This is a genomic window from Microbispora triticiradicis (genome assembly GCF_005864065.1).
GTDB lineage: Bacteria > Actinomycetota > Actinomycetes > Streptosporangiales > Streptosporangiaceae > Microbispora > Microbispora triticiradicis.
In genome coordinates this window covers 453027-477790 of sequence record NZ_VANP01000005.1, presented here as the reverse complement: position 1 = coordinate 477790, position 24764 = coordinate 453027, and the positions used below count along the sequence as shown (strand labels likewise).

The window sequence follows — 24764 nt, the reverse complement described above, 5'->3', positions numbered from 1 at the left end:
CGTGGTAGGGAGTCTGGGTTGATCCGACTGATGCTCGCCGAGGACATGCACCTCATCCGCAAGGCGCTGGTCGCACTGCTGTCGAGCGAGGACGACCTGGAGGTCGTGGCCGAGGCGGACAAGGGCGAGGACATCGTGCGGCTGGGCTGTCTGCGGCGCCCCGACGTCGCCGTGCTCGACATCGGCATGCCCGGCGTCGACGGCCTCACCGCGGCGGCCGAGCTGCACCGCCGATTACCCTCCTGCAAGACCGTCGTGCTCACCGGGCTCGGCACGCCCACGGCCCTGCGCAAGGCGCTGGACGCCAATGTGCGCGGCTACGTCGTGAAGGACGCCTCTCCGGCCCACCTCGTCGACTGCATCCGCCGGGTGGCCGCGGGCGAGCGGGTCATCGACCCCGAGCTGGCCGTCGCGGCGCTCGACGCCGACGCCAACCCGCTGACCGCCCGCGAGCTGGATGTCCTGGAGACCGCCGCCGCGGGGGCCACCGTCTGCGAGATCGCCGACCGCCTGTCCCTGTCACAGGGCACGGTACGCAACTACCTGTCCCGCATCCTCGGCAAGGTGGGGGCCCGCTCACGCGTCGAGGCGATTCAGATCGCCTCCGAGTGCGGCTGGCTCTGGCCGTCGGCCGGACGCGACATCGGCATCCTCCGCTACCGCTCCCGCCGGTAGGCCGGTCCAGTGCCCCACGAGGTCGGCGTACAGCGGTGACGCGGCCACCATCTCCTCGTGGGAGCCGAGCCCGACCCGGGTGCCGTCCATGACGAGCACCCGCTTGGCGCGCAGGGCCGACGAGATGCGGTGGGCCACCACGACCAGCGTCCCGCCGCGCGCCGCGAACGCGGCCTCCGCCCGCGCCTCCGCCGCCGGGTCTAGGTGACAGGTCGACTCGTCGAGCACGACCAGCCGGGCGGGGGACAGATAGGTCCTGGCCAGCGCGATGAGCTGCCGTTCGCCCGCCGACAGCTCGGCCGGGTCGAGCGGGCCGCCCGCGCAGCGCTGCGCGAGGTCTGTGAGCCCGAACGCCGTCACCACCTCGTCCACCCGCTCCGGTGTCGCGCCGGGTGCGAGATAGGTCAGGTTCTCGGCCAGGGTGCCGGGGAAGACGTACGCCTCCTGGGGGATCAGCGCGCGGGCTGCCGGGAGCACCCGCGCGGCCGGGACGCCGCCGACGAGGACCTCGCCCTCGTCCGGCGTGAGCAGGCCGGCGACCAGCGCGGCCAGCGTGGATTTGCCGATCCCGCTCGGGCCGACGACGGCCAGGTGGTCGCCCTCCGGCACGTCGAGATCCAGGCCGTCGATCACCGGCTCGGGGGCCTTCTGATCGGCGGTGCCGTACGCGAACCGGACGCCCCGGAGCACCAGGCGGGCACTGTCCGGCTCTGTGTCACCGTGCGCCACCGGCGGGCCGGGCACGTGCAGGATGCGCTCCAGCGTGACGGCGAGGCGTACGCCGCTGACGCCGAGGCCCTGCACCAGGCCGCCCAGCGCGGGGGCGAGTGACTGCATGACGTAGGTCAGCGTGCCGAGGATCACCCCGCCGGTGATCCCCTGGCGGACGAGCCAGGGCGCGCCCGCGAGCAGCAGCACGACCGGCAGCCACGCTCCCACGGCCAGCGACAGCGTCCGCGTCGCGGTCACCCGGGCGAGCGCCCGCGCGGACGCGGCCTGCCGGGTCACCGCCTGCCCGACCTCGGCCGCGACCCGCTCCTCCCCGCCGCAGGCGGTCACGTCCCGCAGTCCGCTCGCCATCGCGGCCACGGCGGCCGCCGTACGCTCGTCGGCCACGATGAACTCCCGCTGCCGCCGCGCGAGCGAGGGCAGGGAGACGAGGAACAGGCCCAGCCCGAGGGCCACCGGGGGCAGCACGAGCGGCACCACGGCGGGCGCCAGGGTCGACAGCCCCACCGCCACGCTGACCAGCGTGAACACGAACGACCTGACCACCGTGATGATGGCGCCGAAGGCGTCCCTGGCCAGCTCGACCTGGTGGTTCATCCGGGCGACGGCCGCGCTGTCGCCGCCCCGCCCGGCCCGCAGCGCCCCGGTCACCACCCGCCTCAGCAGGTCGTCGCGGAACGGCTCGACGATCCCGGCGATCAGCAGCAGCACCTGCCGGGCGGACACCGCGGCCACCGCCCACGCGGCGGCCAGGACCCCCAACCAGGCGAACCCGACGCCCGGCCGGCCGGCCGCGAACCCGTCGTCCACCGCGCGCGCGACTGCGTATCCCCCGGTGAGCGAGGGCAGGGCCTCGGCCACCGACCAGCAGGCCAGCCACAGCAGCCGGGACGGCTCGCGCCACAGCGCGTCCAGGAGGACCCGCCGCCTCACGACGCCTCCTGTTCCTGGAAGACGGGTGCCTGGAAGACGGCCCGGTAGCCGGGATCGGCCCACAGCCGTTCGTGTGTGCCGATCGCGCGGACCCGCCCGTCCTCCAGCCACACGACCTGGTCGGCCTGCGCGGCCGTCGTCACCCGATGGGCCACCACCAGGCGGGTGCGGTCGGCCAGGCTGCCCGTGAGCGCGCGCCCGACCTGCCGCTCGGTGACCGTGTCGAGGCTCGACATGGCGTCGTCGAGGATCAGCACCCGCCCGGCCTGGGCGAACGCGCGGGCGAGGCCGATCCGCTGGATCTCGCCCCCGGACATCGGCGCCTCCTCGACCGGGGTGGCGTACCCGAGGGGCAGCCTGCGGACGAAGGGGTCGGCGCAGGCCGCGACGGCGGCGGCCCGCACCGTATCCGGCGGCACGGTGTTCTCGTCATTGTTCTCGTCATGAGCCGGGAGCCCGAAGCCGACGGCCTCGCCCAGGGTGCGGCCGAACAGGGCCGGGCGCTCGAACGCGTACCCGACCGCACGCCGCAGCGGCTCCCTGCCGATCTCCCGGAGCGGCACGCCGTCCAGCAGCACGACGCCCTGCTCGGGGTCGGCGAGCCGTCCGGCGACGGCGGCCAGCGACGACTTGCCCGAGCCGGAGCGGCCGACCACCGCCGTGCAGGTGCCTCCCGGCACGACGAAGCTGATCCCGCTGAGCAGCCGGACCCCGTCGGCCCGTACGGTCACGTCACGTAGTTCCAGGGTGCCCGGGCCCGGCGGCAGCGGGCGGGAGCCGTACGCCGGGGGCGGCACGGCGAAAAGCTGCTCCAGGCGCTGCGCGGCCGACCGGGCGCGGGCGATGCGCGCGGCGTAGCCCAGCGCCGATCCGAGGCCCGCGCCGAGCACGACGTAGCGCGCGGCGGCGAGCAGTTCGCCCACGGTGAGATCGCCCGCCGACAGGCGGAGCCCGCCGACGGCGAGCACCGCGATCTCCAGGAGCGGGACGACGACGGCGGCCTGCACACCGGCGCGCGCCTGCAGCCGCCACAGCGCGAGGCCCTGGGCGCGCAGCCGGGGGAGCGGGGCCAGCACCCGTGCGGCCTCGCGGTCCTCGGTGCCGGCCGCGCTGATGGTGCGGGCACCGGCGAGCGCTCCGACGAGCATGCCCGCGATCTGGCCCTGCGCCTCCTGGTAACCGCCGGAGGCCGCGGTGGTCTTCCGCATGAACGCGCGCAGCACGGCCACGATCAGCAGCAGGCCGGCCACCAGCGTGACCGCGAGCCACGGGTCGATCAGCGCGAGGGCGACGACGCTGCCGGCCGACGGAATGACCAGGGTGGCGGCCGTGACGACGGCCTCCGGGGTCCGGCCCGCCTCCTCGACGTTCACGCCGGCGCGGGTGACGATCTCCCCGGGGGCGAGATGCCGGGTCATCCCGGTCCCGGCCGACAGTGTGTGGGTCACGACCCGGGTGCGCAGCCACTGGGCGGCCCGCGCGCCGCTCACCCCCGCGGCGAGGACGCCCAGCGCGTCGCACACGACGACGAGCCCGGCCAGCAGCGCGGCGACGGCGACCGTCTCCGGGAGGTCGGGGGAGGTCCGCACGACGGCGTCGAGCGCTCGGCCGAGCGCCGCCGGGACGAGCAGGTCGGCGGCGGCGCCCGTCAGCGCCGTCGCCGTCAGCACCGCGAGCCAGGGCCCGCCGCGCCGTACGGCCCGCGCGATCAGCAGGTCCGCCGAACGAGAACTCACCAGGGGTCCTCCAGTCCCGAAACGCGGAAGCCTGGGCGGCCGCGACGACCGCCCAGACCTTCGCTTCATGCGCCAGCAGCCGCGGCTATCAGCCGCAGATGATGCTCAGGCTGCTGTTCTCGTGCGGGGTGCAGCCCAGCAGGCTCAGGTTGCTGCCCTGGGTGCCACCGCCGCCGCCACCGGTGGGGGCCTCGAGGGTCTGCAGGTCGAGAAGCGCCATGTGGATCATCTCCCTTTTTTGGATGGTTCACCCGGCACGGTGCCGGAACACGGTGCCGGAAGTGGGGTTGAGCGAGGAGCCGTCAGCCGCAGATGAGGCTGAGGCTGCTGTTCTCGTGCGGGGTGCAGGCGAGCAGGCTCAGGTTGCTGCCGCCGCCGCCACCGTGACCACCGGGGGTCTCGAGGGTCTGAAGGTCGAGGAGCGCCATTGCGATTCACCTCCTTCCGGTGCTGGTCGGGACATGCGACCCGGCGGCGGTGCGCAGGGGGGCCTGCGCCTGTGACCGTCCGGGGGGCTCGAGGAACGGGAGGCGGACCGGCTCGTCGTGCAGCGCGGTGCCGAGCGCGAACAGCACGCCGGCGCTCCCTGTGGCGAAGTCCATGGACAGGCGGAGCAACTGCGCGCCGGGGAAGGCCAGCCCGCCCTGGTACGGAAGCTCCTGCCAGGCCAGCCGGGCGATCTGCGCCTCGGCGGCCCCGGGGTCGGGGCGCGAGCCGGACGACAGGCAGGCGATCATGCCCGCCCGGCCGGCGAACAGCCCCGACTGGACGTAGTACGGAAGGGTCAGCACCGACCGGATGGCGGCCAGCGACCCGGCGAAGTCGTCGTCGTCACGGTGCGCGAGGTAGCGGTCGAGCACCAGGCCGATGCCGGCCGACCCCTCGTCCAGGTAGGGGTTGGTCCGCCAGCCCTGCTGCACCTGGAGCTGCCCGTCCTCGCGGCCGACGCACCGGCGCAGGTCCTGGCGCAGTGCGGTGGCCGCGAGGTCGAGCAGACCGGGGTCGCCGGTGCGCTCGTACGCGTGCAGGAACATCAGGGCGGGCCCCGACGAGCCGTACATCAGCCCCGCGTGCGGATACCTGCCTCCGCTGATCTCGGGGACGTCGTCCGGGCCGCCGAGCCGGTCGGCCACCGCGGCGACGACGCGCGCGGCCCGCTCGCGGAACTCGGGCTCGCCGGTCGCGTCGTGCAGGTGCATCAGGGCGAGGGCGACGCCGGACAGGCCGCGGTAGAGGCTGAGGTCGAGCCCCTCCCAGGGCTCCCGCAGGCACCGCTCGGCCACGCCGAGCGCGTCCGCGCGCCGCCCGAGCTCCTCCAGCGCGTACGCCACGCCGTGCAGCCCGTTGTAGAAGCCGATTCCGATGCCCGGCTCCGCCGCCCGCCTGACCAGCCACTCCTCGTGCTCGGGGAAGCGCCCGGCCCCCGTCGCGGCCAGCGTGTAGAGCACGCCGGCCGCGCCGTTCGCGAGGCTCACGCCGCCGCCGGGCTCGAACTGGACGATGTCGCCGGGGAACAGCCGGTCGTCGCGCCCCGGTGTCGCCGAGGCGAGGATCGCCGTCGCCAGGGCGTCCCGGAGCGCGGGCCAGCCCTCGGAGAGCCGGCTCGGCTCCGGCTCGGCCGGTCGTACGCCGGTCTCGAGGCCGAGGAGCGTCGCCACCGCGCCGTCGATCAGCTCGGGCGGCACCGGGAACGTCTCCTTCACCAGCCTGCCGAGCTGGGCGGCCTTGGGCCGGTGGAGCTGCAGCAGCATGGTGGTCATCGGGGCGAATATCCCGAGGTGCAGGCAGGCCAGGGCGTACTCGTCGGCCTCGACGCCGGCCAGGCCGCTCGGCGGGACGAAGCCGGGGTTGGCCAGCGTGGGCCGCCTGCGCTCCTCGACCGGCGAGGAGACCTCGAAGTCGATCAGCACCACCCGGTCGTCCTCGACGAGGATGTTGAAGGGGTGCAGGTCGCCGAACACCACGCCGCGCTCGTGCAGGGCCGAGACCGCCGCCCGCACCTTGGCGAGCATCGTGACGGCCCACTCCGCGTAGTCCGTGTTCATCTCCGGTGTGCGGTCGGCCCGCGTGAGGGGGTGCTTCTGCGCGATGAGCTGGCTGAGCGAGGTGCCGTCGACGTACTCCTGCGCGAGGAAGTGGTGCTCGCCCACCGTGAAGTGGCTGTGCAGGCGGGGGACGCAGTCCAGCCCGGCGAGGCGCTCCATGATCTCGGCCTCGTGCCGCAGGCGGGTGACCGCGTCGCGTCCCTCCACGTCGAGCCCGGCGTGCGGACGCGCCTCCTTCAGCACCACCTTCTCGCCGGTGCGCGTGTCGTGCGCGAGGTAGACGCCGCCGCCGTTGGAGAAGTGCAGCACGCTGTCGACCTGGTACGGCACGCCTTCCATGGTCACGGCGTTGCGGGCGGCGAGGTGGGGTTCGAGGAACGCCGGCAGGGGCACCCAGGAGGGCAGGGAGAACCCCGGGCCACGCACGTCGGGGACGAGCTCGCCGTCGGCGTTCTCGATCGCGAGGACCTGCTCGCCGCTCTCGTCGAGACAGTGACGCTCGGCGAACCCGCCGTACCGGACGTAGAGCGGTCCGTCGCCGTAGCGCAGGTCGCTGAGGATGTACGGGCCCTCGACGCCGTCGAGGACCTCGGCCAGTTCCTTGAGCGTCAGTTCGAGCTCGGCCTCGTCGACCGGGTAGATGGTGACCAGCTTGCCGCTCGACCCGCGGAAGGCGTACTTGGAGTTCTGCATGGTCATCACGCGCCGGCCGCGCAGGAACTTGAAGGCCAGCCCGCGGGGCACGCAGTAGTCCCACACCGCCGCGATCACCCGCTCCGCCTCCCGCACGGAGGAGGAGATGTGGATCTTCCATCCCTGGGTCGGCAACGTGGCGCCGGCCGGCGCGTAGTGCAGCCACGTTCCGGTCGCGAGATGCGCCCATCCCTCGGGGGTGGGCCGCGCGGCCACGGAGAAATCCGGGTGCTCCGCGCGCTTGCTGTCGAGCGTGTCGTAGAACAAGGGATCTGCGAGGCAGTAAATCTCGTACTTACTAATCACCAGATGTCCCCTTAGGCCGGTCACAAGTAAGAATTCCGGAATTGCGGGGATGGGCCAAGTTACGCCCGTCAACTGCGCCATGTGAAATCTGCACATAACAAACCATGACGCGGTCACGGGTCATAGGGTGACGCTCTTCACGGTCGCTTGGACGCCTTGGTGAGGCCCGGCAGTGAGGTTCTCTGTCAACCGGCAGGTCAAGTGCGCGGACATGATGTCGGACATGGTGGCGGACGCGAGCGTGGAGTCCTTCGGAGCGGTCCGTCGGCCGGCGACCGGTCAGCGGCGGCCTTCGCCCCTGCTGGGGATCTCGGCGACCAGGCGGAACCAGCCGTCCGGGTCGAGGACCGTTCCCACGACGCCGTCGAGCGCGGCCGCGCGGGTGCGGAGGTTGTCCAGGCCGCTGCCGGTGCCGGACGGAGCGGAGGGGTCGACGCCGTCGTTGGCCACGGTCAGCGTCACCGTGCCGGCGCGCAGGGCGATCTCGATGACGCACAGGGTCGCCCTGCTGTGCCGCACGACGTTGGTCACGGCCTCCCGCACCATGATGGCGAGGGTGGCGCTGATCTGGTCCGAGAGCTCAGCGTCGGTGGTCTCGATCTTGCAGTCGGTCCCGTACGCCCGGAGCACGGCACGCGCGTTGGCCAGCTCCGACGGCAGTGAGACGTCCTGGAACGAGCGGGTCACGTTGCGGATGTCCGCGGCGGCCTGGCGGATCGCCTGCACCACGTCGGCGAGGGCGGGGCGCAGCGGGTTGTCGTCCTCGGCGAGGCGGTAGGCGAGTTCGCTGCGCAGTGTGGCCAGCCACAGCCGGCTGCTCACGAGGTCGTGCACGTCCCGGCCGAACTGCTCCCGGGCCTCGGCCGCGGCCTGGCGGACGGCCTCGGCCTGCATGGCGCGCAGCCGGCGCAGCCGGAGGGCCAGGACCGCCAGCGCGGCGATGGGGAGCGCGCCGAGCAGCGTGAGCAGGGCGAGTATCGCGAAGTCAGGCAAGTGACGACCCTCCAGTCATCCTCGCCGTAACATCGGCCTCGCCTTTCGGTACATACGCTATATCCTTGCATACCTGTCACAAAAGATGGCCACTTCGTTCATCTCGAAGTAAGTTCTAACGTCGGGGGATATAACGCTGTGCGGCGGCCCCTAAAAACGGGCGTTCGCGAACTGTGAATTCCGGCCATGGATAAATTAGACCATGTCCGGATTCATCCCCTGGGCCGCTTTCACGGGTCGCTCAGGCGAGCGATCGGACCGCCGCGCGGAACAGTACGGGCAGCCGCCGGGCGGCCGGCACGATCATCCGCGCCGCCGGGGGGTGCCGCCGGGCCTCCAGCAGCGTGGCGGTGAGCAGCCGCGACCGCCGTGACAGGCGCCGCCAGGCGGCCTCGTACTCCTCGGGGCGGCCCGCGCGCAGGCAGCCGACCAGCGCGCGGGCCGACAGCAGCGCGAGCGAGAGGCCCTCGCCGGTGAGCGCGTCCACGTAGCCCGCCGCGTCGCCCACGAGCAGGACCCGCCCGGCCACGCGCCGGCGGACCCGCTGGCGCAGCGGCCCGGCTCCGCGCACCGGGGTGGCGGGCGGCCCGTCCAGCCGGGCGAGCAGGTCCGGGAACGCCGCCAGGTGCTCGTGGTATCCCCGCCGCTCGCCGCTCAGCACGGCCACGCCGACGAGGTCGTCGCCCACCGGCGTGACGTACGCCTCGCCGCCCGGCGCCCAGTGCACTTCCACGAAGTCGGTCCACGGCGCCACCCGGTAGTGGCGGCGCAGGCCGTACCGGCGGGGGCCGCCATCGGGCAGGTCCAGCCCGAGGGACGCCCTGATCGGCGAGTGCAGGCCGTCCGCCGCGACCAGCCAGCGCGCCCGCAGACCGGAGCCGTCGGGGACCCCGACGGAGGGCAGCACCCGCGCGCGCACGTCGGCGTCGCCGGCGCGCACTCCGGCGACCCGCCCGGAGACCACCTGGACTCCGGCCTCCCGCGCGCGCCGGGCCAGGGCCGCGTGCAGCGCGGTGCGCCGCACGCCGAGCCCGGCGCCGTCCCGGAACTCCGCCTGCACCCGGTGCCGTCCGTCGACGTAGCGGATGCCCAGGAACGGCCTGCTCTCCGGCAGCGCGATCCCCGGGTCGATGCCCAGGCCGGCGAGGGCGGCGACGCCGGTGGGCATCAGGCCCTCCCCGCACGCCTTGTCGACCGGGACGGCCCTCGGCTCGACCACGACCGTCTCCAGGCCGGCCAGCGCCGCGTGGATGGCCGTGGCCAGCCCCGCGGGCCCGCCCCCGGCCACCAGCACGTCGATCACCGGGCGGGCCGCAGGGAACCGGGCGCGGCGGGGGCGGCGGTCGCGAGGGCCGCGTTCTCGCACCGCAGGCGGACGACCATGAGCGGCACGTTGAGCAGGGTGAAGGCCAGCGCGGTCAGCCACGCGGAGTGCACGAGCGGCAGGGCCGCGCCCTCCACCGCCACGGCGACGTAGTTGGGGTGACGCAGCCACCCGAACCGGTACGGCCCCCGCGTCACGAGCGGCAGGCCCGGCACGACGATGACCTGGGTGTTCCACTGGGGGCCGAGGCTCGTGACACACCACCAGCGCAGCGCCTGCGCGGCCACGACGAGCGCCAGCATCGGCCAGCCCAGGGCCGGGACGAATGGCCGGTCCGCCAGCGCCGCCTCCAGCAGGCACCCGGCGAGCAGGCCGGTGTGCAGGGCGACCATCCAGGGGTAGTGCCCGGCGCCGTACAGCACCCCGCCGCGGCCCATGCTCCAGCGGGCGTTGCGGCGCGCGACGAACAGCTCCGCGAGGCGTTCCACACCGACGAGCGCGACGAGCACCGCGTACCAGGGCGACATCGGTCCCCTCCATCCCTCCCGGCCGGCTCCCGCCGGCCCTCCTTCACCAGCGCAGCAGGACGAGCTCGGAGCAGAATCCCGGGCCCATCGCGAGGAGCACCCCCGGGGTGCCCGGCGGCGGTGGCCGCAGGGCCAGGGTGTCCCGCAGCACGTGCAGCACGGACGCGGACGACAGGTTGCCGATGGCGGCCAGCGAGCGCCAGGTGAGGTCGAGCGCGCCCTCCGGCAGCGCGAGCGTCTCCGCGACCGCCTCCAGCACCTTCGGGCCGCCGGGATGACAGACCCACGCGGTGATGTCGCCGATGTCCAGGCCGTGGTCGCCGAGGAACCCGCCCACGTCCCCGGCGAGGTGGGTGCGCACCACGTCGGGCACCCCGGCGTCCAGGACGACCCGGAACCCGCTGTCGCGCACGTCCCACCCCATCACCCGCTCCGAGCCGGGGTAGAGGCGGCTGCGGGTCGCGACGACGGCCGGGCCCGGCCGCCCCCCGGGGATCTCACGGTCTGGGATCTCACGGTCGTCGCCGTACGCGACCACGGCGGCGGCGCCGTCCCCGAACAGCGCGCCCGCCACGAGGTTGGCCGTGGAGGAGTCGTCGCGCTGCAGGGTGAGGGAGCACAGCTCGACCGAGAGCAGCACCGCGACATGGCCCGGCCACCCGCGCAGGTAGTCGTGCAGCCGGGCGATGCCCGCCGCCCCCGCCACGCAGCCGAGGCCGAACACCGGCACCCGCTTCACGTCGGGACGCAGCCCGATCCGGTTGGCCAGCCGGGCGTCCAGGGACGGCGCGGCGACGCCGGTGACCGACGTACACATGATCATGTCCACGTCCGCCGGAGTGAGGCCGGCGGCGTCGAGCGCGCCGGTCACGGCCTCCGCGCCCAGGTCGAGGGCGGCCTCGATGAACAGGTCGTTGGCCATGCCGAAGCCGTCCAGCTTGCCGTACCGGTCGAGCGGCTGCACGAGGTTGCGGTGCTCCACCCGCGCGCTCGCGTGCAGCCTGTCGAGGAGCCGGCGGTCGGCGCCCGGAGGGAGGCAGACCCTCGCCAGCGTGTCCGTGATCTCCTTCTGCGAGTGGCGATGGGGAGGAAGGACACCATGGACGGCCGCGATCCGGGTCATCTCACATCCCACTGGCTGGCGGAGGAAACTACTTGCACTCTTGCCCGTCCAGGCGGCTCACATACCTACCAACCCGGATCATCCGGTTACGCTCGTGACGATGACCTGCTCCAGAGCACTCCCCGGCGACATGCCGCGGCAGCTGGCCGGGCTGGCGCGCGCGTGCCATCCGGGCCCGGCCGTCGCGGTGACGGTCCTGGTCACGGCGCTCGTGGCGCTCGCCGGGCGCGGCCTCCCCGGGGCGGTGCCGGTGGCGCTCGCCGTGCTGGCCGGCCAGCTCTCGGTGGGCTGGTGCAACGACGCCGTGGACGCCGCCAGGGACGCCGCGGCCGGGCGGATCGGCAAGCCCGTCGTCGCGGGCCTGGTGACCGCGGGCACGGTGCGCGCCGCGGCCTTCACGGCGCTGGCGGCGTGCGTGCCGCTCTCGCTGGCCTGCGGGCCGCTGCCGGCCGCGGCCCACCTGCTCGCCGTCGCCGCGGCCTGGGCCTACAACCTGTGGCTGAAGGGCACGGCCGCGTCGTGGGCGCCGTACGCGATCGGGTTCGGCGCCGTGCCGGTGTTCGTCGCGGCGGGCATGCCGGCTCAGCACGAGGGCCCGCCGCTGCCCGCGTGGTGGGCCGTGGTGGCGGCGGCGCTGCTCGGCTGCGGCGCGCACCTCGGCAACGTGCTGCCCGACATCGAGACGGACCTGGCGACCGGCGTGCGGGGCTGGCCCCAGCGGCTCGGCGCCGCCCGGGTCAGGGCCCTGATGCCGGTGCCGCCGCTTGCGGCGTCCCTGCTGCTCGCCGTGGCGCCGCCGGGCCCGCCCGGCCCGGCGGAGTGGCTCGCCCTCGCGGGAGTGGCCCTGTGCGCGGTGGCCGGTCTGTCGCTCGGCCGCCGCCTGCCCAAGGCGCCCTTCGCCGCCGCGGTCGCCGCCGCCGGGATCGACATCCTGCTCCTCGCGGCCACGGGCGCCGGCGTCGTGGTGAGCACCACGTAGCCGGCCTGCTCGAACACCACGCGGTAGCCGTGCCCGCGCAGCCGCGCCACGCGTTCGACCTGCTGCCGGAGGCCGGCGAAGGGGAACGTCCGGACGCCCACGTCGGCGACGACCCACGGCGCCCATCGGGGCGTCCTGTCCCACAGCAGCGTGCGCGTACGCGGGGACAGGGCGGGGGCCAGGGAGTCGGCCGCCTCGACCAGGGCGCCGTCGGGGACGGCGGCGACGGCGCGCTGCGCCGCGCGGGTCCGCGTGGTCTCCGCGTAGAAGGCGGGCGTGAGCGACGCGCCGAACGAGAAGAACGGCACGAGGGCGAGCGCGGTCGCGAGCACCAGCATCGCCCACCCGCGGACGAGCCGTGCCGCCCGCCCAGTGCCGGCCCTGGTGCCGGCCCGCCTGGTCATGAGGGCGGCGGCGCGCAGCGCGCCGTCGACCCCGGCGGCGAAGACCGGCGCGACGACGAATGCGGTGTAGTGGTACCTCGGCGTCCACCAGTTCGGATAGGTGCTGGCGAGCAGGCGTTCCAGCAGCGGCGGGATCAGGGCGAGCGCCGCCGGGGAGAGCAGCGCGGTGAACAGCACGGGCGCCAGCGTCAGCGCCGCCGTACGCAGCTTCAGCGGCGGGTCGGCGAGCAGCGCGAGGACGTCGCCGGGCCGGGTGACGGCGTGGAGCGCGGCCCGCGGGAGGTCGGGGCCCAGCGTCCAGTAGGCCCAGTAGTAGCCGGTCCTGCCGCCGAAGCGGGGGACGAGGACCGACGTCGCCACCAGGGTCGCCGCGACGCCGCCGGCGACGAGCAGCGCGCCCGGCCACCGGTCACGCCGCCGGGTGAGCAGGAACAGCCCGAATCCGGCCAGCAGCAGGCCCATGTCCTCCTTGACCAGGAGCAGGGCGAGCGCGGTGAGAAGCGCGGCCCGCCCGCGCCCGGCCTGGTACCGCTCCAGCGCCACCGCCGTGAGCAGCGGCGCGAACGCCGCCTCGTGGAAGTCGAAGGCGACGGTCTCGGCGATCGGCCACGACAGCGCGTAGGCGGCCGCGACGGGATGGGCGACGCGGCCGCCTCCGGCCCCATACCGGGAGGCGGCCCGGAAGGCGTACGCCCACACGAACGGAATGGACAGGGCGAGCAGGACGGCCTGCGCGACGAGCAGCGTCGCGGGCCCATCGTGGATCCAGTAGAGCGGCGCCAGCAGCGCCAGCGCCGGAGACCAGTGGTCGCCGAGCACGCAGAACCCCGGCCCGAACCCGTTGTGGACGCCCTTCACCATCGAAACGGGCGCCTCGAAGCGGGAGTACGCGCGGACCGCCTGGTCGAATATCACCAGGTCGTACGCGCCCGCCCGGAAACGCGACAGCCGCACGCAGGAGTGGATCGCGTAGGCGACCGCCGCCGCGGCGGTGAGGGCCGCGACGGCGGCGAGGTCCCGGCGCCGCGCCGCGGGCGACGGCCATGCGCTCCCCGACATTCCTCCGGGAGGCTATCGAGGCGCGCCCCAGGGGCAGGCGGAGCCGGTCCGCGTTTCCCGCAACGCGTGGTCAAAGCTGTGGTCAAAGGTTCGGCCTGCCGCCGGACTCAGCCGAGGACGCCGAACCAGCGTCCCGCCTCGGTCCACACCTCCGCGCGGCGGAAGCCCGTACGCCGGGCGAGCGGGCCGATGCCGTCCGCCCCGACACGGGCCCACGCGAACCAGCCGGTGACCGTGTCGTCCCGCCGCAGCCTGACCCGCTCCGACCGGGTGGCGGTGCCGGGAGGGCCGAGTTCGGCGACCACCTCGCCACCGGGCCGCAGCAGTTCGCGGGCCCGTCGCAGCAGTGCCTCGGGGTCCCCGCCGATGCCGATGTTGCCGTCGGCCAGCAGCACCGTCGCCCAGCGCCCGCCGCCCGGCACGTGGCCGAACACGTCCCGGCACAGGGCCCGGCCCCCGGCCAGGCGGGTGAGGCGGACGGCCCGGGGCGTGACGTCGATGCCGAGGGCCCGCACCCCGCGCCTGGTCAGCGCCACCGTGAGCCGCCCGGGTCCGGAGCCGACGTCGAGCGTGGGGTCACCGCAGCGGGCCAGCATCGCCTCGTCCCCTTCGGCGCCGTCGAGCCAGCGCCACGATTCCAGCGGCCACGTCCTGCCGTCGGCCGCCTCGACGTCGACCCGCGCGCCGTCCAGCGACTCGGCGTAGAGGGGGCCGATCACGCCGGGACGTCCGCGCCGAGGGCCGCCAGCGCCGCCGCGAACCGCGAGGAGGGGGCCCGCGCGGCCACCGCGCGGGCGTCGGCGGCGGTGTCCACGTCGGTCAGTTCGGGCAGCAGGGCGGCCCGCAGGCCCGCCTCACGGATCCGGCGCAGCAGCAGCGCCCCGGTGTCGGAGCGCGACATCGGCACCCCGGCGAGCAGCCCGGAGCGCAGGGCGGGATCGGGCCCGCGCTGCCCGAGCAGCCAGAACCCGCCGTCGGCGGCCGGGCCGACCACGACGTCGTGCTCGCCCAGCAGCCGTCCCGCCTCGCTCAGCAGGCCCGGGGTGACCTGCGGGGTGTCCATGCCGATCAGCACCGCCGGCGCCGGGCAGGCCGCCAAGGCGTCGTCGAAGGCGTGTGCCAGCCGCTCCGCGAGGCCGTTCCCCCGCTGCGGGACCACGTCGTAACCGGCGGGCAGCCAGGGGCCGGGCTCGCCGAGCAGGGCCAGCACCCGGCGCGCGGCCGGGGCGGCGGCGACGGCCGCCAGCGTGTCGCGCAGCGCCGCCTCCGCGAGCGCGGCGGCCTGGCGGGGCGTGTACGGCGGGGTGAGCCGTGTCTTGACCCTTCCCGGCCTGGGCTCCTTGGCGATGACGATGAACTGCGGTGGGCTCTGCGGGGGGACGCGCGCGGCCGGTGTCACGCCGCCGCCCGCCACATGTCGCGGACCGTCCGCACGGTGCCGAGAACGGTGCCGGTGACCTTGGACCGGCCCACGCGCGGCAGGTAGTCGACCTCGACCTCCCCGATGCGCCAGCCCGCCTCGCTCGCCCGGAGCACCATCTCCAGCGGGTAGCCGAACCGGCGGTCCCGCAGGCCCAGGCCGAGCAGCGCCGTACGGCGGGCCGCGCGCATCGGACCGAGGTCGTGCAGCGCGGCGCCGGTGCGGTGGCGCAGCCGCCAGGCCAGCAGCCGGTTGCCCAGCCGGGCGTGCGCGGGCCACGCCCCCCGGGCGGCGGGCCGGCGGCGGCCCAGCACCAGGTCGGCGGTGCCGTCCAGCACGCCCTCCGCGACGTGCGGCAACTGGCGCGGGTCGAGCGAGGCGTCCGCGTCCATGAAGCAGACGACGGGCGCGGTCGCGGCCGTGAGACCCGCGTGGCAGGCGGCGCCGAACCCCGCAACGGACTCGGTCACGACGAGCGCGCCGTGCCGGGCGGCGACCTCGGCCGACCCGTCGGTGGACCCGTTGTCGACCACGATGGCCCGGCAGCCGTCCGGCATCCGGCCGAGCACCCAGGGCAGGGCCTCCGCCTCGTCGAGGCAGGGAAGCACCACATCGATCTTCATGCCGCCGACGGTAGGGCCGCCCGGGCCGCTCAGTTCTTACGAAGTGACTACGTGACAGGGGCCGACGGCTCCGGTGTGCCTAGCCTGTGCGTCGTGATCACACGACGGGGCCTGCCGGTGGCGTGGGCCGGCCTGGTGGCGGGAGTGTTCGCGGTTGGCGGGGTGCTGCACGCGCAGGGGGTGCTGCGCATCGACCATCTGCCGCCGCTGCACGCGCTCGCCCGGCTGCCCACGGCGGCGGGCACGGCCGCGCTCGTGCCCGCGGCCGTGCTCGCCGCCGTCGCGGTGCCCGTGCTGCCCCGGTTGACCGCGAACCTGCCCCTGCGGGCGGCGCTCGCGGCGGCCTTCGGCGTGTCGCTCGCGTGGACCGTCCTGCTGGCGGTGTCGGGGGAGGGGCTGGCGTGGCCGTTCACCCATCCCCAGGAGTACCTGGCCGTGCTGGGGGCGGTGGGCGACGACCCGCTCGGCTGGCTGGCCGGGTTCACCCGCGATCTGCCCGCCTACCCCACGCACGTGCGGGGACACCCGCCGCTGCCGGTGCTGGTGCTGTGGGCACTGGCCGCCGCCGGGCTGCCGGGACCGTTCTGGGCCGCCGTCCTCGTCGTCGTCATCGGATGCTCGGCCACGGTCGCGATCGGACTGGCGGTGCGGCGCGTCTCGGGTGAGGAGGCGGCCCGGCGCGCGCTGCCGTACCTCGCCCTGTCGCCCGCGGCGGTGTGGATCGCGACGACGATGGACGCGTTCTTCGCGGGAGTGGGGGCGTGGGGGACGGCCCTGCTGCTGCTCGCGCTGCCGGGCGGCGACGGACCCGGGGCACGCGGGCGGGCGGGCGGGGTCGCGGTCGGCCTGTGGCGCGGAGGTGCCGCGGGGGTGGCACTGGGCGCGTTGCCGTACCTGAGCTACGGCCTGGTGCCGTACCTGCTCATCCCTGTCGTCGGTGCGGTCGTCGCGCTGCGGGACGCGGGGGCCGGTGCGGCGAAGGCGGCGAGGGCGGCCGTGCTCGCCTGCCTGGCCGGGATGGCGGCGGTGAGCGCGCTGTTCGCCGCCGGAGGCTTCTGGTGGCCCGACGGGGTCGCCGCCACGCACGCCGAGTGGGCGGCCGATCCCGGGGCGGCCCGGCCGTACCTGTACTTCCTGTTCGCCAACCTGGCCGTGCTCGCCCTGGTCACGGGACCCGCCGCCACCGCCGGGCTCGCCGCGCCCCGGCTGATGGCGGGGTCGGCGGCGGGGCGGATCCTGCCCGTGGCCGCGCTCGTCGCGGTGCTGGCCCTCGACCTCAGCGGCGTCACCCGGGGCGAGGTGGAGCGCATCTGGCTGCCGTACGCCCTGTGGATCACCGCGGCGGCCGGGCGCGCGCCGGACCGCCGCCTGCTCGCCGCGCAGGCGCTGACGGGCCTGCTGCTGCAGGGGCTCGTCCGGTCGCCCTGGTGAGCGGTGAAAATTACACGTCACGCGCCGTACGACCCGTGGCGACCACGGAGTGGGCGAACGATTCTTTGACGGCCCTGCCGGGCCGCCGGATGATCCGGGCGATGTCGTGAGCCGATCATCGTCAACGGAGAGGTGAGAACGTGCCCAGACTTTCGTGGCCGGTCGCATGGACGGCGGCGGGCGCCGCCGCCGTCGCGCTGCTGGCGGCCAACCTCGCCGCGCCGCCCGTCCTCGCGGTGAGCGCGCCACCGGCGAACGCCGTCGTGCCGGCGGAGAACGCGGCTCCGCGGCAGGGCGCGGGCGGGGCCGCGGGGACGGACGTCACCCCGCCCTCCACGCCGCCCACGGTGTACGCGTGCCCGCCGCCCCTGCCCACGGGCAGCTCCCAGGGCGTGATCGGCCTGTGCTGGTCGCCGTCCACCGACGACGTCGCGGTGACCGGTTACGAGGTCTACCGCCTCACGGCGGCCGGCTTCGTCAAGGCGGCCTCCACCACGTCCACCAGCTTCGTCACCACCGGGCTGACCGTCGGCCGCACCTACACGTTCTACCTCGTGGCCAAGGACGCCACCGGGAACACCAGCAGGCCCACCGCGCCCTTCAGCACCCCGGCGGTCACGGGCATGTCCGTGTCGCCGACCCCCGTCACCGGGGACACGACCCCGCCGAGCAAGCCGGCCGGCCTCCGGGCCAACTGCCTGCCCGACTTCCGCGGCACGTCGCTGTGCTGGTCGGAGTCCACCGACGACGTCGGCGTCGCCGCCTACGACATCTACCGGCGTACGGACACCGCCTGGATTCTCGCGGGCACGAAGCCCGGGGGCACCTGGAACTTCCTCGAGGGCAACCTCGTCACCGGCCAGACGTACACCTACGTCATCGTGGCCAGGGACGCGGCGGGCAACCTCAGCCTCCCCTCCGACCCGGTCAATGTGATCGCGTCCGGAGGCTACCCCGGGACGAACTCGCCGCCGGCCTCGCCTCCGCCCCCGGCCACCTGCAAGGTCGAGTACAGCGCCTGGAGCTTCCCCGGCGGTTTCACGGCGAGCGTGAAGATCACCAACACCGGCTCGTCCGCGGTCAGCGGCTGGACGCTGCGCTTCGCCTTCCCCGACGCGGGACAGAAGGTCGCCCAGGGCTACTCCGCCACCTGGTCGCAGTCGGGCAAGGACGTCACCGCCGTGAACCTGCTTTGGAACCAGGTGATCGAGCCCGGCAAGACCGTCCTGATCGGCTTCACCGGGAAGCAGACGGGGGCCAACCCCGATCCGGCCGCGTTCACGCTGAACAACGGCACCTGCGTGAAGAGCTGACCGTCACCTGCCCGCCGTACGGCCCGCCGCAGGGTCGTACGGCGGGACCGTTTCTCCGGGACGGGTGCGGGCAGTCAGGACATATGCCGCTGTTTGACACCACGCTTCTTCTGCTGCTAGAGGGCTACGCCTGGCTGCCGTCCCGATGGCGGGAGGCCCAGGGGGAGATGATCCGCACGCGGCTGCTCGGCCAGCGCGCGGTCGTGCTGCGCGGGCCCGACGCCGCCCGCTTCTTCTACGACGACAACCACGTCCAGCGCGCCCCCGCGCTGCCCGAGCCGATCAAGAGCACGCTCTTCGGCCACGGGGCCGTGCACGGCCTCGACCAGGGCGCACACCGGGCGCGCAAGGCCATGTTCATGGGCCTCATGACCCCCGAGAGCGTCGCCTCCCTCGTACGGGAGACCACCGCGGCCTGGGACGAGACGGTGGCGACCTGGCCCGGCAGGGGAGAGGTCGTGCTCTTCGACGAGGCCGCCCGCGTCCTGACCACGGGGGTGTGCCGCTGGGCGGGAATTCCCCTCGACGAGGAGGAGGCCGGCCCGCTCGCCGCGGACCTGGTCGCGATGGTCGACGGCTTCGGCTCGCCCGGCGCCCGGCACTGGCGAGCCCGCGGCGCCCGGGTCCGGCGGGAGGCGTGGCTCGCGGAGATGGTCGAGGACGTGCGGCGCGGCGGTTCGCGGGTGCCGCCCACGTCGGCGCTGGGCGTGGTCGCCGCGCACCGGGAGCCCGACGGGCAGCCGCTCGCGGCCCGGCTCGCGGCGGTCGAACTGCTCAACCTGGTGCGTCCCACCGTCGCCGTGGCCTGGTTCCTCACGTTCGCCGCGCACGCCATGCACAACTGGCCGGTCACCCGGGTCCGCCTGAACGACGACGTGGACGGCGCCTACGCCGAGGCGTTCGCGCATGAGGTGCGGCGCTTCTATCCCTTCGCCCCGTTCGTCGCGGGCAAGGCGGCCAAGGACCTCACCTGGAAGGGCGAGCCGATCCTGGCCGACTGGCTCGTGCTGCTCGACGTCTGGGGGCAGAACCACGACCCCGCCCTCTGGCCGAACCCGTGCTCGTTCGACCCGCAGCGGTTCATCGGGCGGGAGATCGGGCCGTACGACCTGATCCCGCAGGGCGGGGGCGATCCGGCGACCGGGCACCGATGCCCGGGGGAGCCGGTCGCCGTGGGCCTGCTGGAGGCGCTCGCGCCCCGGCTGGCCCGGCTGGACTACACCCTGCCTCCGCAGGACCTCACCGTCTCGCCGTACCGGATCCCGGCCAGGGTGGCCGACGGCTTCGTGCTCCGGCCCGTGGGCGCGGCCGTCCACCGCGAGCCGGTGGTGTCACGGCCACGCCCACAGGTTCACCCCTTGTAGTTGAACACCTGGCGCAGCGTGTGCCGGACCTCCACGAGGTCCTTCTGGTCCGCCATGACCTGGTCGATGGGCTTGTACGCCTCGGGGTGCTCGTCGACCAGGGCGGCGGCCCGGTCGGCGTTCCAGGTCCGGCCGCGCATCGCCTCCCGCAGCGACGCCGCCGACAGTTCGCGCTTGGCCCGGGACCGCGACATCCGGCGGCCCGCGCCGTGGGAGCAGGAGTTGTACGACAGCGGGTTGCCGCGCCCGCGGACGATGTACGAGCGGGTGCCCATCGAACCCGGGATCACGCCCTCGTCCCCGGTGTCGGCCTTGATCGCCCCCTTACGGGTGATCCACAGGTCCTTGCCGTCGTGGGTCTCCATCTGGGTGAAGTTGTGGTGGCAGTTGATGGTCCGGACCCGGGAGCCCGAGCCGACGACGCGGAACAGCGCCTCGCCCAGCACCCGGTCCATCCGCGCCCGCGACGCCATCGCGTACCGCTGCGCCCACAGCATGTCCTCGACGTACGCCGTGAACTCCGGGGTGCCCTGGGTGAAGTAGGCGAGGTCGGGGTCCTCCAGCCCGATCGCCATGCTCCGCATGAGCTGCTTCGCGCCCTTGATGTGCGCGGTCGCGAGCTGGTTCCCGATGCCGCGCGAGCCCGAGTGGAGCACCGTCCACACCCGGTCGCGCTCGTCGAGGCAGACCTCCACGAAGTGGTTGCCCGACCCGAGGGTCCCGAACTGGCAGGCCACGGTGGTCTCCTGCTTGGGCGTGAGACCGGTGTGCGGCCGGCCCAGCTCGCCGAGCGCGCGGTCCACCGCGCGGTCGGCGTGCCCCTTGCCCACTCCGGCCGGGATGCGCCGCTCCACCAGCCGCATCAGCGCGTCGAGCGAGTCGGGCAGGTCGGCGGCGGTCAGCGTGGTCTCGGTCGCGACCATGCCGCAGCCGATGTCCACCCCGACGGCGGAAGGAATGATCGCGCCCTCGGTGGGGATGACGGAGCCGACCGTCGCACCGATGCCCACGTGCGCGTCCGGCATGAGCGCGACGTGCCCGGGCACGAACGGCAGGCGCGCCGCGCGGGCGGCCTGCACGGCCGTCCCGTCGTCGATCTCGCTCGCCCAGGACAGCACCTTGGGGGCGATGTGCTTCGGCATCGTGGTTCCCCTTCTTGATCGAGATCCCCTGTCGAGATCCCCGTCGAGATCAACTGTGCCGGGCGTCACGCGGGTATCCCAACCGATTTATCGGCACCAAAAGTCGCTTGCCGCCCTACCCCTCGGGGCCGGATCATGCCGCGGGGGGACGACTTCCGGCGCGGCCGGACGAGGGGAAGGCGCACGGTGAACCACACGTCGGCGGCCGTGGCCGCGGCTGCGGCCTTCGTCTGGCTGGGGATGGTGCTGGCGATCTCGTTCCTGGAGGCGCCGCTGAAGTTCCGCGCGCCCGGCGTGACGGTCCCGATCGGCCTCGGCATCGGCCGCCTCGTCTTCCGCGCGCTCAACGCCGCCGAGGCGGTGCTGGCCGTCGTCGTGATCGCGGCGGTCGCGACCGGATCACCCGCCGTCGCCGTGGTGGTGCTCACCGCCGTCGCCGCGGTCGTCCTGGTGGTGCAGCTCGTGCTCGTACGCCCCCCGTTGAACCGCAGGTCCGACCGGGTCCTCGCGGGCGAGGACCCCGCGCGGACGCGGTCGAGGGCCCACCTCTACTACGTGGCGCTGGAGGCCGTGAAGGTCCTGGCGCTGCTCGCCCTGGGCTGCGTCCTCCAGGCCGTCTGACGCCCGATCGCGTCGGGTGCGGTCAGGGGCGTCTGACGACAGTGAGGAGGACCGCGCTGTCCTCGACGGCGTCGAGCGCGTGCCGTGCGCCGGGGACGGCCAGCAGATCACCGGCCCGCCCTTCCCAGGAGGCGTCGCCGCTGCTCAGCCGTACATGACCGCGCAGCACCAGCAGGGTCGCCTCACCCGGGCTCTCGTGCTCGGCGAGGCCGGTCCCGGCGGTGAGGGCGAGCAGCGTCTGGCGCAGCGCCTGCCCGTGGCCGCCGTGCTCGTGGCCGCCGTGCTCGTGGCCGCCGTGCACGGTGTCGGCCGCGCGCCCGCTGGACGCGGCGGCGGCGCGGTCGAGCAGTTCCCTGGCACGCACGTCGAGAGAGATCGGCTCCATGCCCGCCAGTCTGCCTGGTGCGGCGCCCCGGAAAGGTGATCGCCGCGAGGGGGGGACGGCCGTTAAACTGGCCGCGCACACGAAAACGCGGTCCCGGTCGGTAGCCCGGGCACCCGTCGGCCCAGTGTCGAACCAGTGTGGAACCAGTGTCGAACTGGTGCCGGCGGTCTCGTATCCGCCTCTCGTGTCCCCTCGGGGGGCCTCGGAGGATGTCCGGTGTGCCGGAAAGCGGCTTCGCCAAGCCGCCTGTCGGCATACCTGGAGGCATCGTGGTTTCCCTGTCCGTCTACTTCGAGAGCCCGTTCTGGGTGGGCGTCCTGGAGATCGCCGAGGACGGCGAGCTCCGCGCGACCCGGTTCGTCCTCGGCGCGGAGCCGACCGGCCCCGAGTTGTACGAGTTCCTCATGCGGCACGGGGTCGCCCTGCTCGAACGCGCGGAGGCGGCCCCCTCCGTACCCTTTGAGGAGCGCGGGGAGCGCGGGGAGCGGCCGGTCAATCCCAAGCGCGCGGCCAAGCTGGCCGCCCGCGCGGCGGCCCGGGTCACGCGGCGCGGCACGGCCGCTCAGGAGGCGCTGCGGCTCGAACTGGAGAGCACCAAGGGCCAGGCGCGCCTGGACCGGCGCGAGCGCGAGCGCGCGCTGGCGGAGCGGCGCCGCGAGGTCGCCCACCGCAAGCGGATCGAGCGCCGCCGCGACCGGTGACCGCGCGCCGGCAGACACGTCACCCACGCGGAGTGGCCGACGGACGCGCCCTTGAGGGAATCCCGGCGGCGGGACGGAGGTTGTGGTCGTCTTGACGGCAGGGCTTAGGCTGGTGGCTCTGATGATGGAGGTCCTTTGTGCTGGTTGACTCCTTCGGCCGGGTCGCGACCGACCTGCGCGTGTCGCTGACCGACCGGTGCAACCTGCGGTGCGCGTACTGCATGCCGCCCGAGGGCCTCGACTGGCTGCCCAAGCCCGATCTGCTCACGGGCGAGGAGGTCGTCCGCCTGGTGCGGATCGGCGTCGAGCGGCTGGGCATCCGGGAGGTCCGCTTCACCGGCGGCGAGCCGCTGCTCAGACGCGAGCTCGTGGAGATCGTCTCCGCCGCCGCCGCGCTGCGTCCGCGTCCGCAACTGTCGCTGACCTCGAACGGCATCGGCCTGGCCCGGCTCGCCGAGCCGCTCGCGAAGGCGGGGCTCGACCGCGTCAACATCTCCCTCGACACGCTCGACCGGGAGGTGTTCATCCGGCTCGCCCACCGTGACCGCCTGCACGACGTGCTGGACGGCCTCGCGGCGGCGGCCGCCGCCGGGCTCACGCCGGTCAAGGTCAACGCGGTGCTGATGCGGGGGATCAACGAGCACGACGCCGTGCCGCTGCTGCGCCACTGTCTCGACCAGGGATACGAACTGCGCTTCATCGAGCAGATGCCGCTCGACGCCCAGCACGGCTGGCGCCGCGACGACATGGTGACGGCCGACGAGATCCTCGGGCTGCTGAAGGGTTCCTTCGACCTCACCGAGGACGACCCCCGCGAGCGCGGCAGCGCCCCCGCCGAGCTTTTCCTGGTGGACGGAGGGCCCGGGAGGGTCGGCGTGATCGGCTCGGTCACCCGCCCGTTCTGCGGCGCCTGCGACCGCGTGCGGATCACCGCGGACGGCCAGGTGCGCAACTGCCTGTTCGCCACCGAGGAGTCCGACCTGCGTACGGCGCTGCGCTCGGGCGCCTCGGACGACGACCTGGCGGCGCGCTGGGTGGCGGCGGTGCGGGGCAAGAAGGCCGGGCACGGCATCGACGACTCCGCCTTCCTCCAGCCGGCCCGGCCGATGTCCGCCATCGGCGGCTGACCGGGGTTGACCGGGGCTTCCATGTGCGCTCTTCACGGCACCGGCGAGGCGGGCGGCGACCCGCCGTACGACCCGCCGTACGACGCGGTGATCCTGGCGGGCGGCCGGGCCGAGCGGCTCGGCGGCGCGGACAAACCCGGCGCGCTGGTCGGCGGGGTGCCGCTCGTCGAGCGGGTGGCGGCGGCGGTCCGCGCGGCCCGTGCCGTGATCGTGGTGGGCCCGCCCAGGGATCTGCCCGGGGTGGTCTTCACCAGGGAGGACCCGCCGGGCGGCGGGCCGGTCCCCGCGCTGCGCGCCGGGCTCGCCGAGGTGACGTCTCCGTCGGTCGTCCTGCTCGCCGCCGACCTGCCGTTCCTCCGGGCCGCCCACGTCGCCGCCCTGCTGGCCGCGTTGCCCGAGAAAGACGCTGAAGGCGGCACAGCGGGCGCCACTGCGGGGGCGGTGCTCGTCGACGACACGGGCCGGGAGCAGTGGCTCGCCGGGGTGTGGCGCACGGCCGCGTTGCGGGCCGCGCTCGGCGCGTACGAGGGCCGGTCGCTGCGGGGACTGCTCGGCCCGCTCGCGCCGGTGCCGGTGCGCCTGGCGGCGGGGGCGACGCCGCCGTGGTTCGACTGCGACAGCATCGAGGATCTCCACGCGGCCCGCGCCCGGGCCGGCGAACGAAGGGAGCGCGCGTGAACGTGCTGGAGGAGTGGACGGAGCGGGTCTGCCGCGAACTCGGCATCGACCCCACGCAGGTGGACCGGACCCTGGTGCTCGACCTGACCAGGGATGTCGCGCACGGCGTGGCGCGGCCGGCCGCGCCGCTGACCGCCTACCTGCTCGGGCTCGCGCAGGGAGCCGGCACCGCCGGGCCGGACGCCGCCGGGCGGCTCTCACGCATGGCGAAGGACTGGGCGGCGGAGACCGCCGAGACCGTGAGCGCCGAGACGCCGAGCGCTGAGACCCCGACCACCGAGACCCCGAGCGACACCTGATCCCTCGGATCATCAGGAAACGGGCGTTTTCCGGCGAGTGGCGGAAATGATGCACATACCAAACGTTTGGCTGCGCAAAGGCCGAAGGCGAAAGATCCCATAAAAAGGGCGACGCCGGGTGGTTACGGGGGCAA

General features: G+C 74.5%; 24 protein-coding genes and 1 pseudogene. 10 read left to right on the top strand and 15 right to left on the bottom strand.

Annotation, left to right across the window (positions count from 1 at the left end):
• Positions 1–18 precede the first annotated feature (18 nt).
• Entirely contained in the window at positions 19–675 is a 657-nt protein-coding gene (locus tag FED44_RS16270) for a response regulator transcription factor (RefSeq protein ID WP_111698755.1), read from the top strand.
• On the opposite strand, the gene FED44_RS16265 is transcribed toward FED44_RS16270, so the two are convergent.
• The 9 genes from FED44_RS16265 to FED44_RS16225 all read right to left on the bottom strand — a co-directional run bounded on the left by FED44_RS16265 (position 577) and on the right by FED44_RS16225 (position 11084).
• Positions 577–2337: an ATP-binding cassette domain-containing protein gene (locus FED44_RS16265; RefSeq protein ID WP_138461175.1), complete on the bottom strand. Its 1761-nt coding sequence runs from the start codon at positions 2335–2337 to the stop codon at positions 577–579. The two genes, FED44_RS16270 and FED44_RS16265, sit on opposite strands and share 99 nt — an antisense overlap.
• The gene (locus FED44_RS16260) at positions 2334–4073 is read right to left on the bottom strand and encodes an ABC transporter ATP-binding protein (RefSeq protein ID WP_244301983.1); all 1740 of its coding nucleotides are present in this window, start codon (positions 4071–4073) and stop codon (positions 2334–2336) included. The genes FED44_RS16265 and FED44_RS16260 overlap by 4 nt, the downstream gene beginning before the upstream one ends.
• Positions 4074–4161: 88 nt before the next feature.
• Positions 4162–4293: a SapB/AmfS family lanthipeptide gene (locus FED44_RS16255; RefSeq protein WP_111698776.1), complete on the bottom strand. Its 132-nt coding sequence runs from the start codon at positions 4291–4293 to the stop codon at positions 4162–4164.
• Positions 4294–4375: 82 nt separating this feature from the next.
• Positions 4376–4501, bottom strand: a complete 126-nt coding sequence (locus tag FED44_RS16250; protein WP_111698761.1) for a SapB/AmfS family lanthipeptide — start codon at positions 4499–4501, stop codon at positions 4376–4378.
• Between the two features lie 6 nt (positions 4502–4507).
• Entirely contained in the window at positions 4508–7117 is a 2610-nt protein-coding gene (lanKC, locus tag FED44_RS16245) for a class III lanthionine synthetase LanKC (protein WP_138461173.1), read from the bottom strand.
• 279 nt (positions 7118–7396) lie between these two features.
• On the bottom strand, positions 7397–8110 hold the full coding sequence (locus tag FED44_RS16240; RefSeq protein WP_138461172.1) for a sensor histidine kinase: 714 nt from the start codon (positions 8108–8110) through the stop codon (positions 7397–7399).
• Between the two features lie 241 nt (positions 8111–8351).
• Positions 8352–9413, bottom strand: a complete 1062-nt coding sequence (locus tag FED44_RS16235) for an NAD(P)/FAD-dependent oxidoreductase (RefSeq protein ID WP_138461171.1) — start codon at positions 9411–9413, stop codon at positions 8352–8354.
• Entirely contained in the window at positions 9410–9961 is a 552-nt protein-coding gene (locus FED44_RS16230) for an isoprenylcysteine carboxyl methyltransferase family protein (RefSeq protein WP_138461170.1), read from the bottom strand. The genes FED44_RS16235 and FED44_RS16230 overlap by 4 nt, the downstream gene beginning before the upstream one ends.
• 43 nt (positions 9962–10004) lie before the next feature.
• Positions 10005–11084, bottom strand: a complete 1080-nt coding sequence (locus FED44_RS16225; protein WP_111698770.1) for a type III polyketide synthase — start codon at positions 11082–11084, stop codon at positions 10005–10007.
• Between the two features lie 100 nt (positions 11085–11184).
• Between FED44_RS16225 and FED44_RS16220 the strand changes: the two genes are divergently transcribed.
• Positions 11185–12063, top strand: coding sequence for a UbiA family prenyltransferase (locus tag FED44_RS16220; protein WP_138461169.1), 879 nt, complete (start codon positions 11185–11187; stop codon positions 12061–12063).
• 113 nt (positions 12064–12176) lie between these two features.
• Here the strand turns inward: FED44_RS16220 and FED44_RS37350 are convergent.
• The 4 genes and pseudogenes from FED44_RS37350 to FED44_RS16200 all read right to left on the bottom strand — a co-directional run.
• A pseudogene (locus FED44_RS37350) lies at positions 12177–13526 on the bottom strand (DUF2079 domain-containing protein); the annotation flags it as partial.
• Positions 13527–13633: 107 nt separating this feature from the next.
• Positions 13634–14245 (bottom strand): methyltransferase domain-containing protein, encoded by a 612-nt coding sequence (locus FED44_RS16210; RefSeq protein ID WP_208759012.1) that lies wholly within the window; start codon positions 14243–14245, stop codon positions 13634–13636.
• Complete coding sequence (locus FED44_RS16205) at positions 14242–14925, bottom strand: TIGR04282 family arsenosugar biosynthesis glycosyltransferase (RefSeq protein ID WP_208759011.1); 684 nt, start codon at positions 14923–14925, stop codon at positions 14242–14244. Before FED44_RS16205 ends, FED44_RS16210 begins: the two co-directional genes overlap by 4 nt.
• A complete protein-coding gene (locus FED44_RS16200) occupies positions 14922–15569 on the bottom strand; it encodes a glycosyltransferase family 2 protein (protein ID WP_138461167.1) in 648 nt (215 codons plus the stop codon). The genes FED44_RS16205 and FED44_RS16200 overlap by 4 nt, the downstream gene beginning before the upstream one ends.
• Positions 15570–15662: 93 nt before the next feature.
• Here FED44_RS16200 and FED44_RS16195 point away from each other — a divergent pair, with 93 nt between their 5' ends.
• The 3 genes from FED44_RS16195 (at position 15663) to FED44_RS16185 (ending at position 19677) form a co-directional block, all read left to right on the top strand.
• Positions 15663–17000: a hypothetical protein gene (locus tag FED44_RS16195; protein ID WP_138461166.1), complete on the top strand. Its 1338-nt coding sequence runs from the start codon at positions 15663–15665 to the stop codon at positions 16998–17000.
• Positions 17001–17140: 140 nt separating this feature from the next.
• Positions 17141–18313, top strand: a complete 1173-nt coding sequence (locus FED44_RS16190) for a cellulose binding domain-containing protein (RefSeq protein ID WP_138461165.1) — start codon at positions 17141–17143, stop codon at positions 18311–18313.
• Between the two features lie 83 nt (positions 18314–18396).
• A complete protein-coding gene (locus FED44_RS16185) occupies positions 18397–19677 on the top strand; it encodes a cytochrome P450 (RefSeq protein ID WP_117409416.1) in 1281 nt (426 codons plus the stop codon).
• Here FED44_RS16185 and FED44_RS16180 read toward each other — a convergent pair.
• Entirely contained in the window at positions 19665–20819 is a 1155-nt protein-coding gene (locus tag FED44_RS16180; protein WP_117409417.1) for an RtcB family protein, read from the bottom strand. The two genes, FED44_RS16185 and FED44_RS16180, sit on opposite strands and share 13 nt — an antisense overlap.
• Positions 20820–21005: 186 nt before the next feature.
• On the opposite strand from FED44_RS16180, the gene FED44_RS16175 reads away from it, so the two are divergent.
• Complete coding sequence (locus FED44_RS16175) at positions 21006–21440, top strand: hypothetical protein (protein ID WP_138461164.1); 435 nt, start codon at positions 21006–21008, stop codon at positions 21438–21440.
• A gap of 22 nt (positions 21441–21462) precedes the next feature.
• Here FED44_RS16175 and FED44_RS16170 read toward each other — a convergent pair whose 3' ends face one another.
• Positions 21463–21825: a cupin domain-containing protein gene (locus tag FED44_RS16170; RefSeq protein ID WP_138461163.1), complete on the bottom strand. Its 363-nt coding sequence runs from the start codon at positions 21823–21825 to the stop codon at positions 21463–21465.
• 269 nt (positions 21826–22094) lie between these two features.
• Between FED44_RS16170 and FED44_RS16165 the strand changes: the two genes are divergently transcribed.
• The 4 genes from FED44_RS16165 to FED44_RS16150 all read left to right on the top strand — a co-directional run bounded on the left by FED44_RS16165 (position 22095) and on the right by FED44_RS16150 (position 24630).
• Positions 22095–22526 (top strand): YjdF family protein, encoded by a 432-nt coding sequence (locus tag FED44_RS16165; RefSeq protein WP_167521490.1) that lies wholly within the window; start codon positions 22095–22097, stop codon positions 22524–22526.
• A 137-nt stretch (positions 22527–22663) separates the two neighbouring features.
• On the top strand, positions 22664–23653 hold the full coding sequence (moaA, locus tag FED44_RS16160) for a GTP 3',8-cyclase MoaA (protein ID WP_117409420.1): 990 nt from the start codon (positions 22664–22666) through the stop codon (positions 23651–23653).
• A 21-nt stretch (positions 23654–23674) separates the two neighbouring features.
• On the top strand, positions 23675–24331 hold the full coding sequence (gene mobA / locus FED44_RS16155; RefSeq protein WP_117409421.1) for a molybdenum cofactor guanylyltransferase: 657 nt from the start codon (positions 23675–23677) through the stop codon (positions 24329–24331).
• Complete coding sequence (locus FED44_RS16150) at positions 24328–24630, top strand: DUF6457 domain-containing protein (RefSeq protein WP_117409422.1); 303 nt, start codon at positions 24328–24330, stop codon at positions 24628–24630. The genes mobA and FED44_RS16150 overlap by 4 nt, the downstream gene beginning before the upstream one ends.
• Positions 24631–24764: the final 134 nt, after the last annotated feature.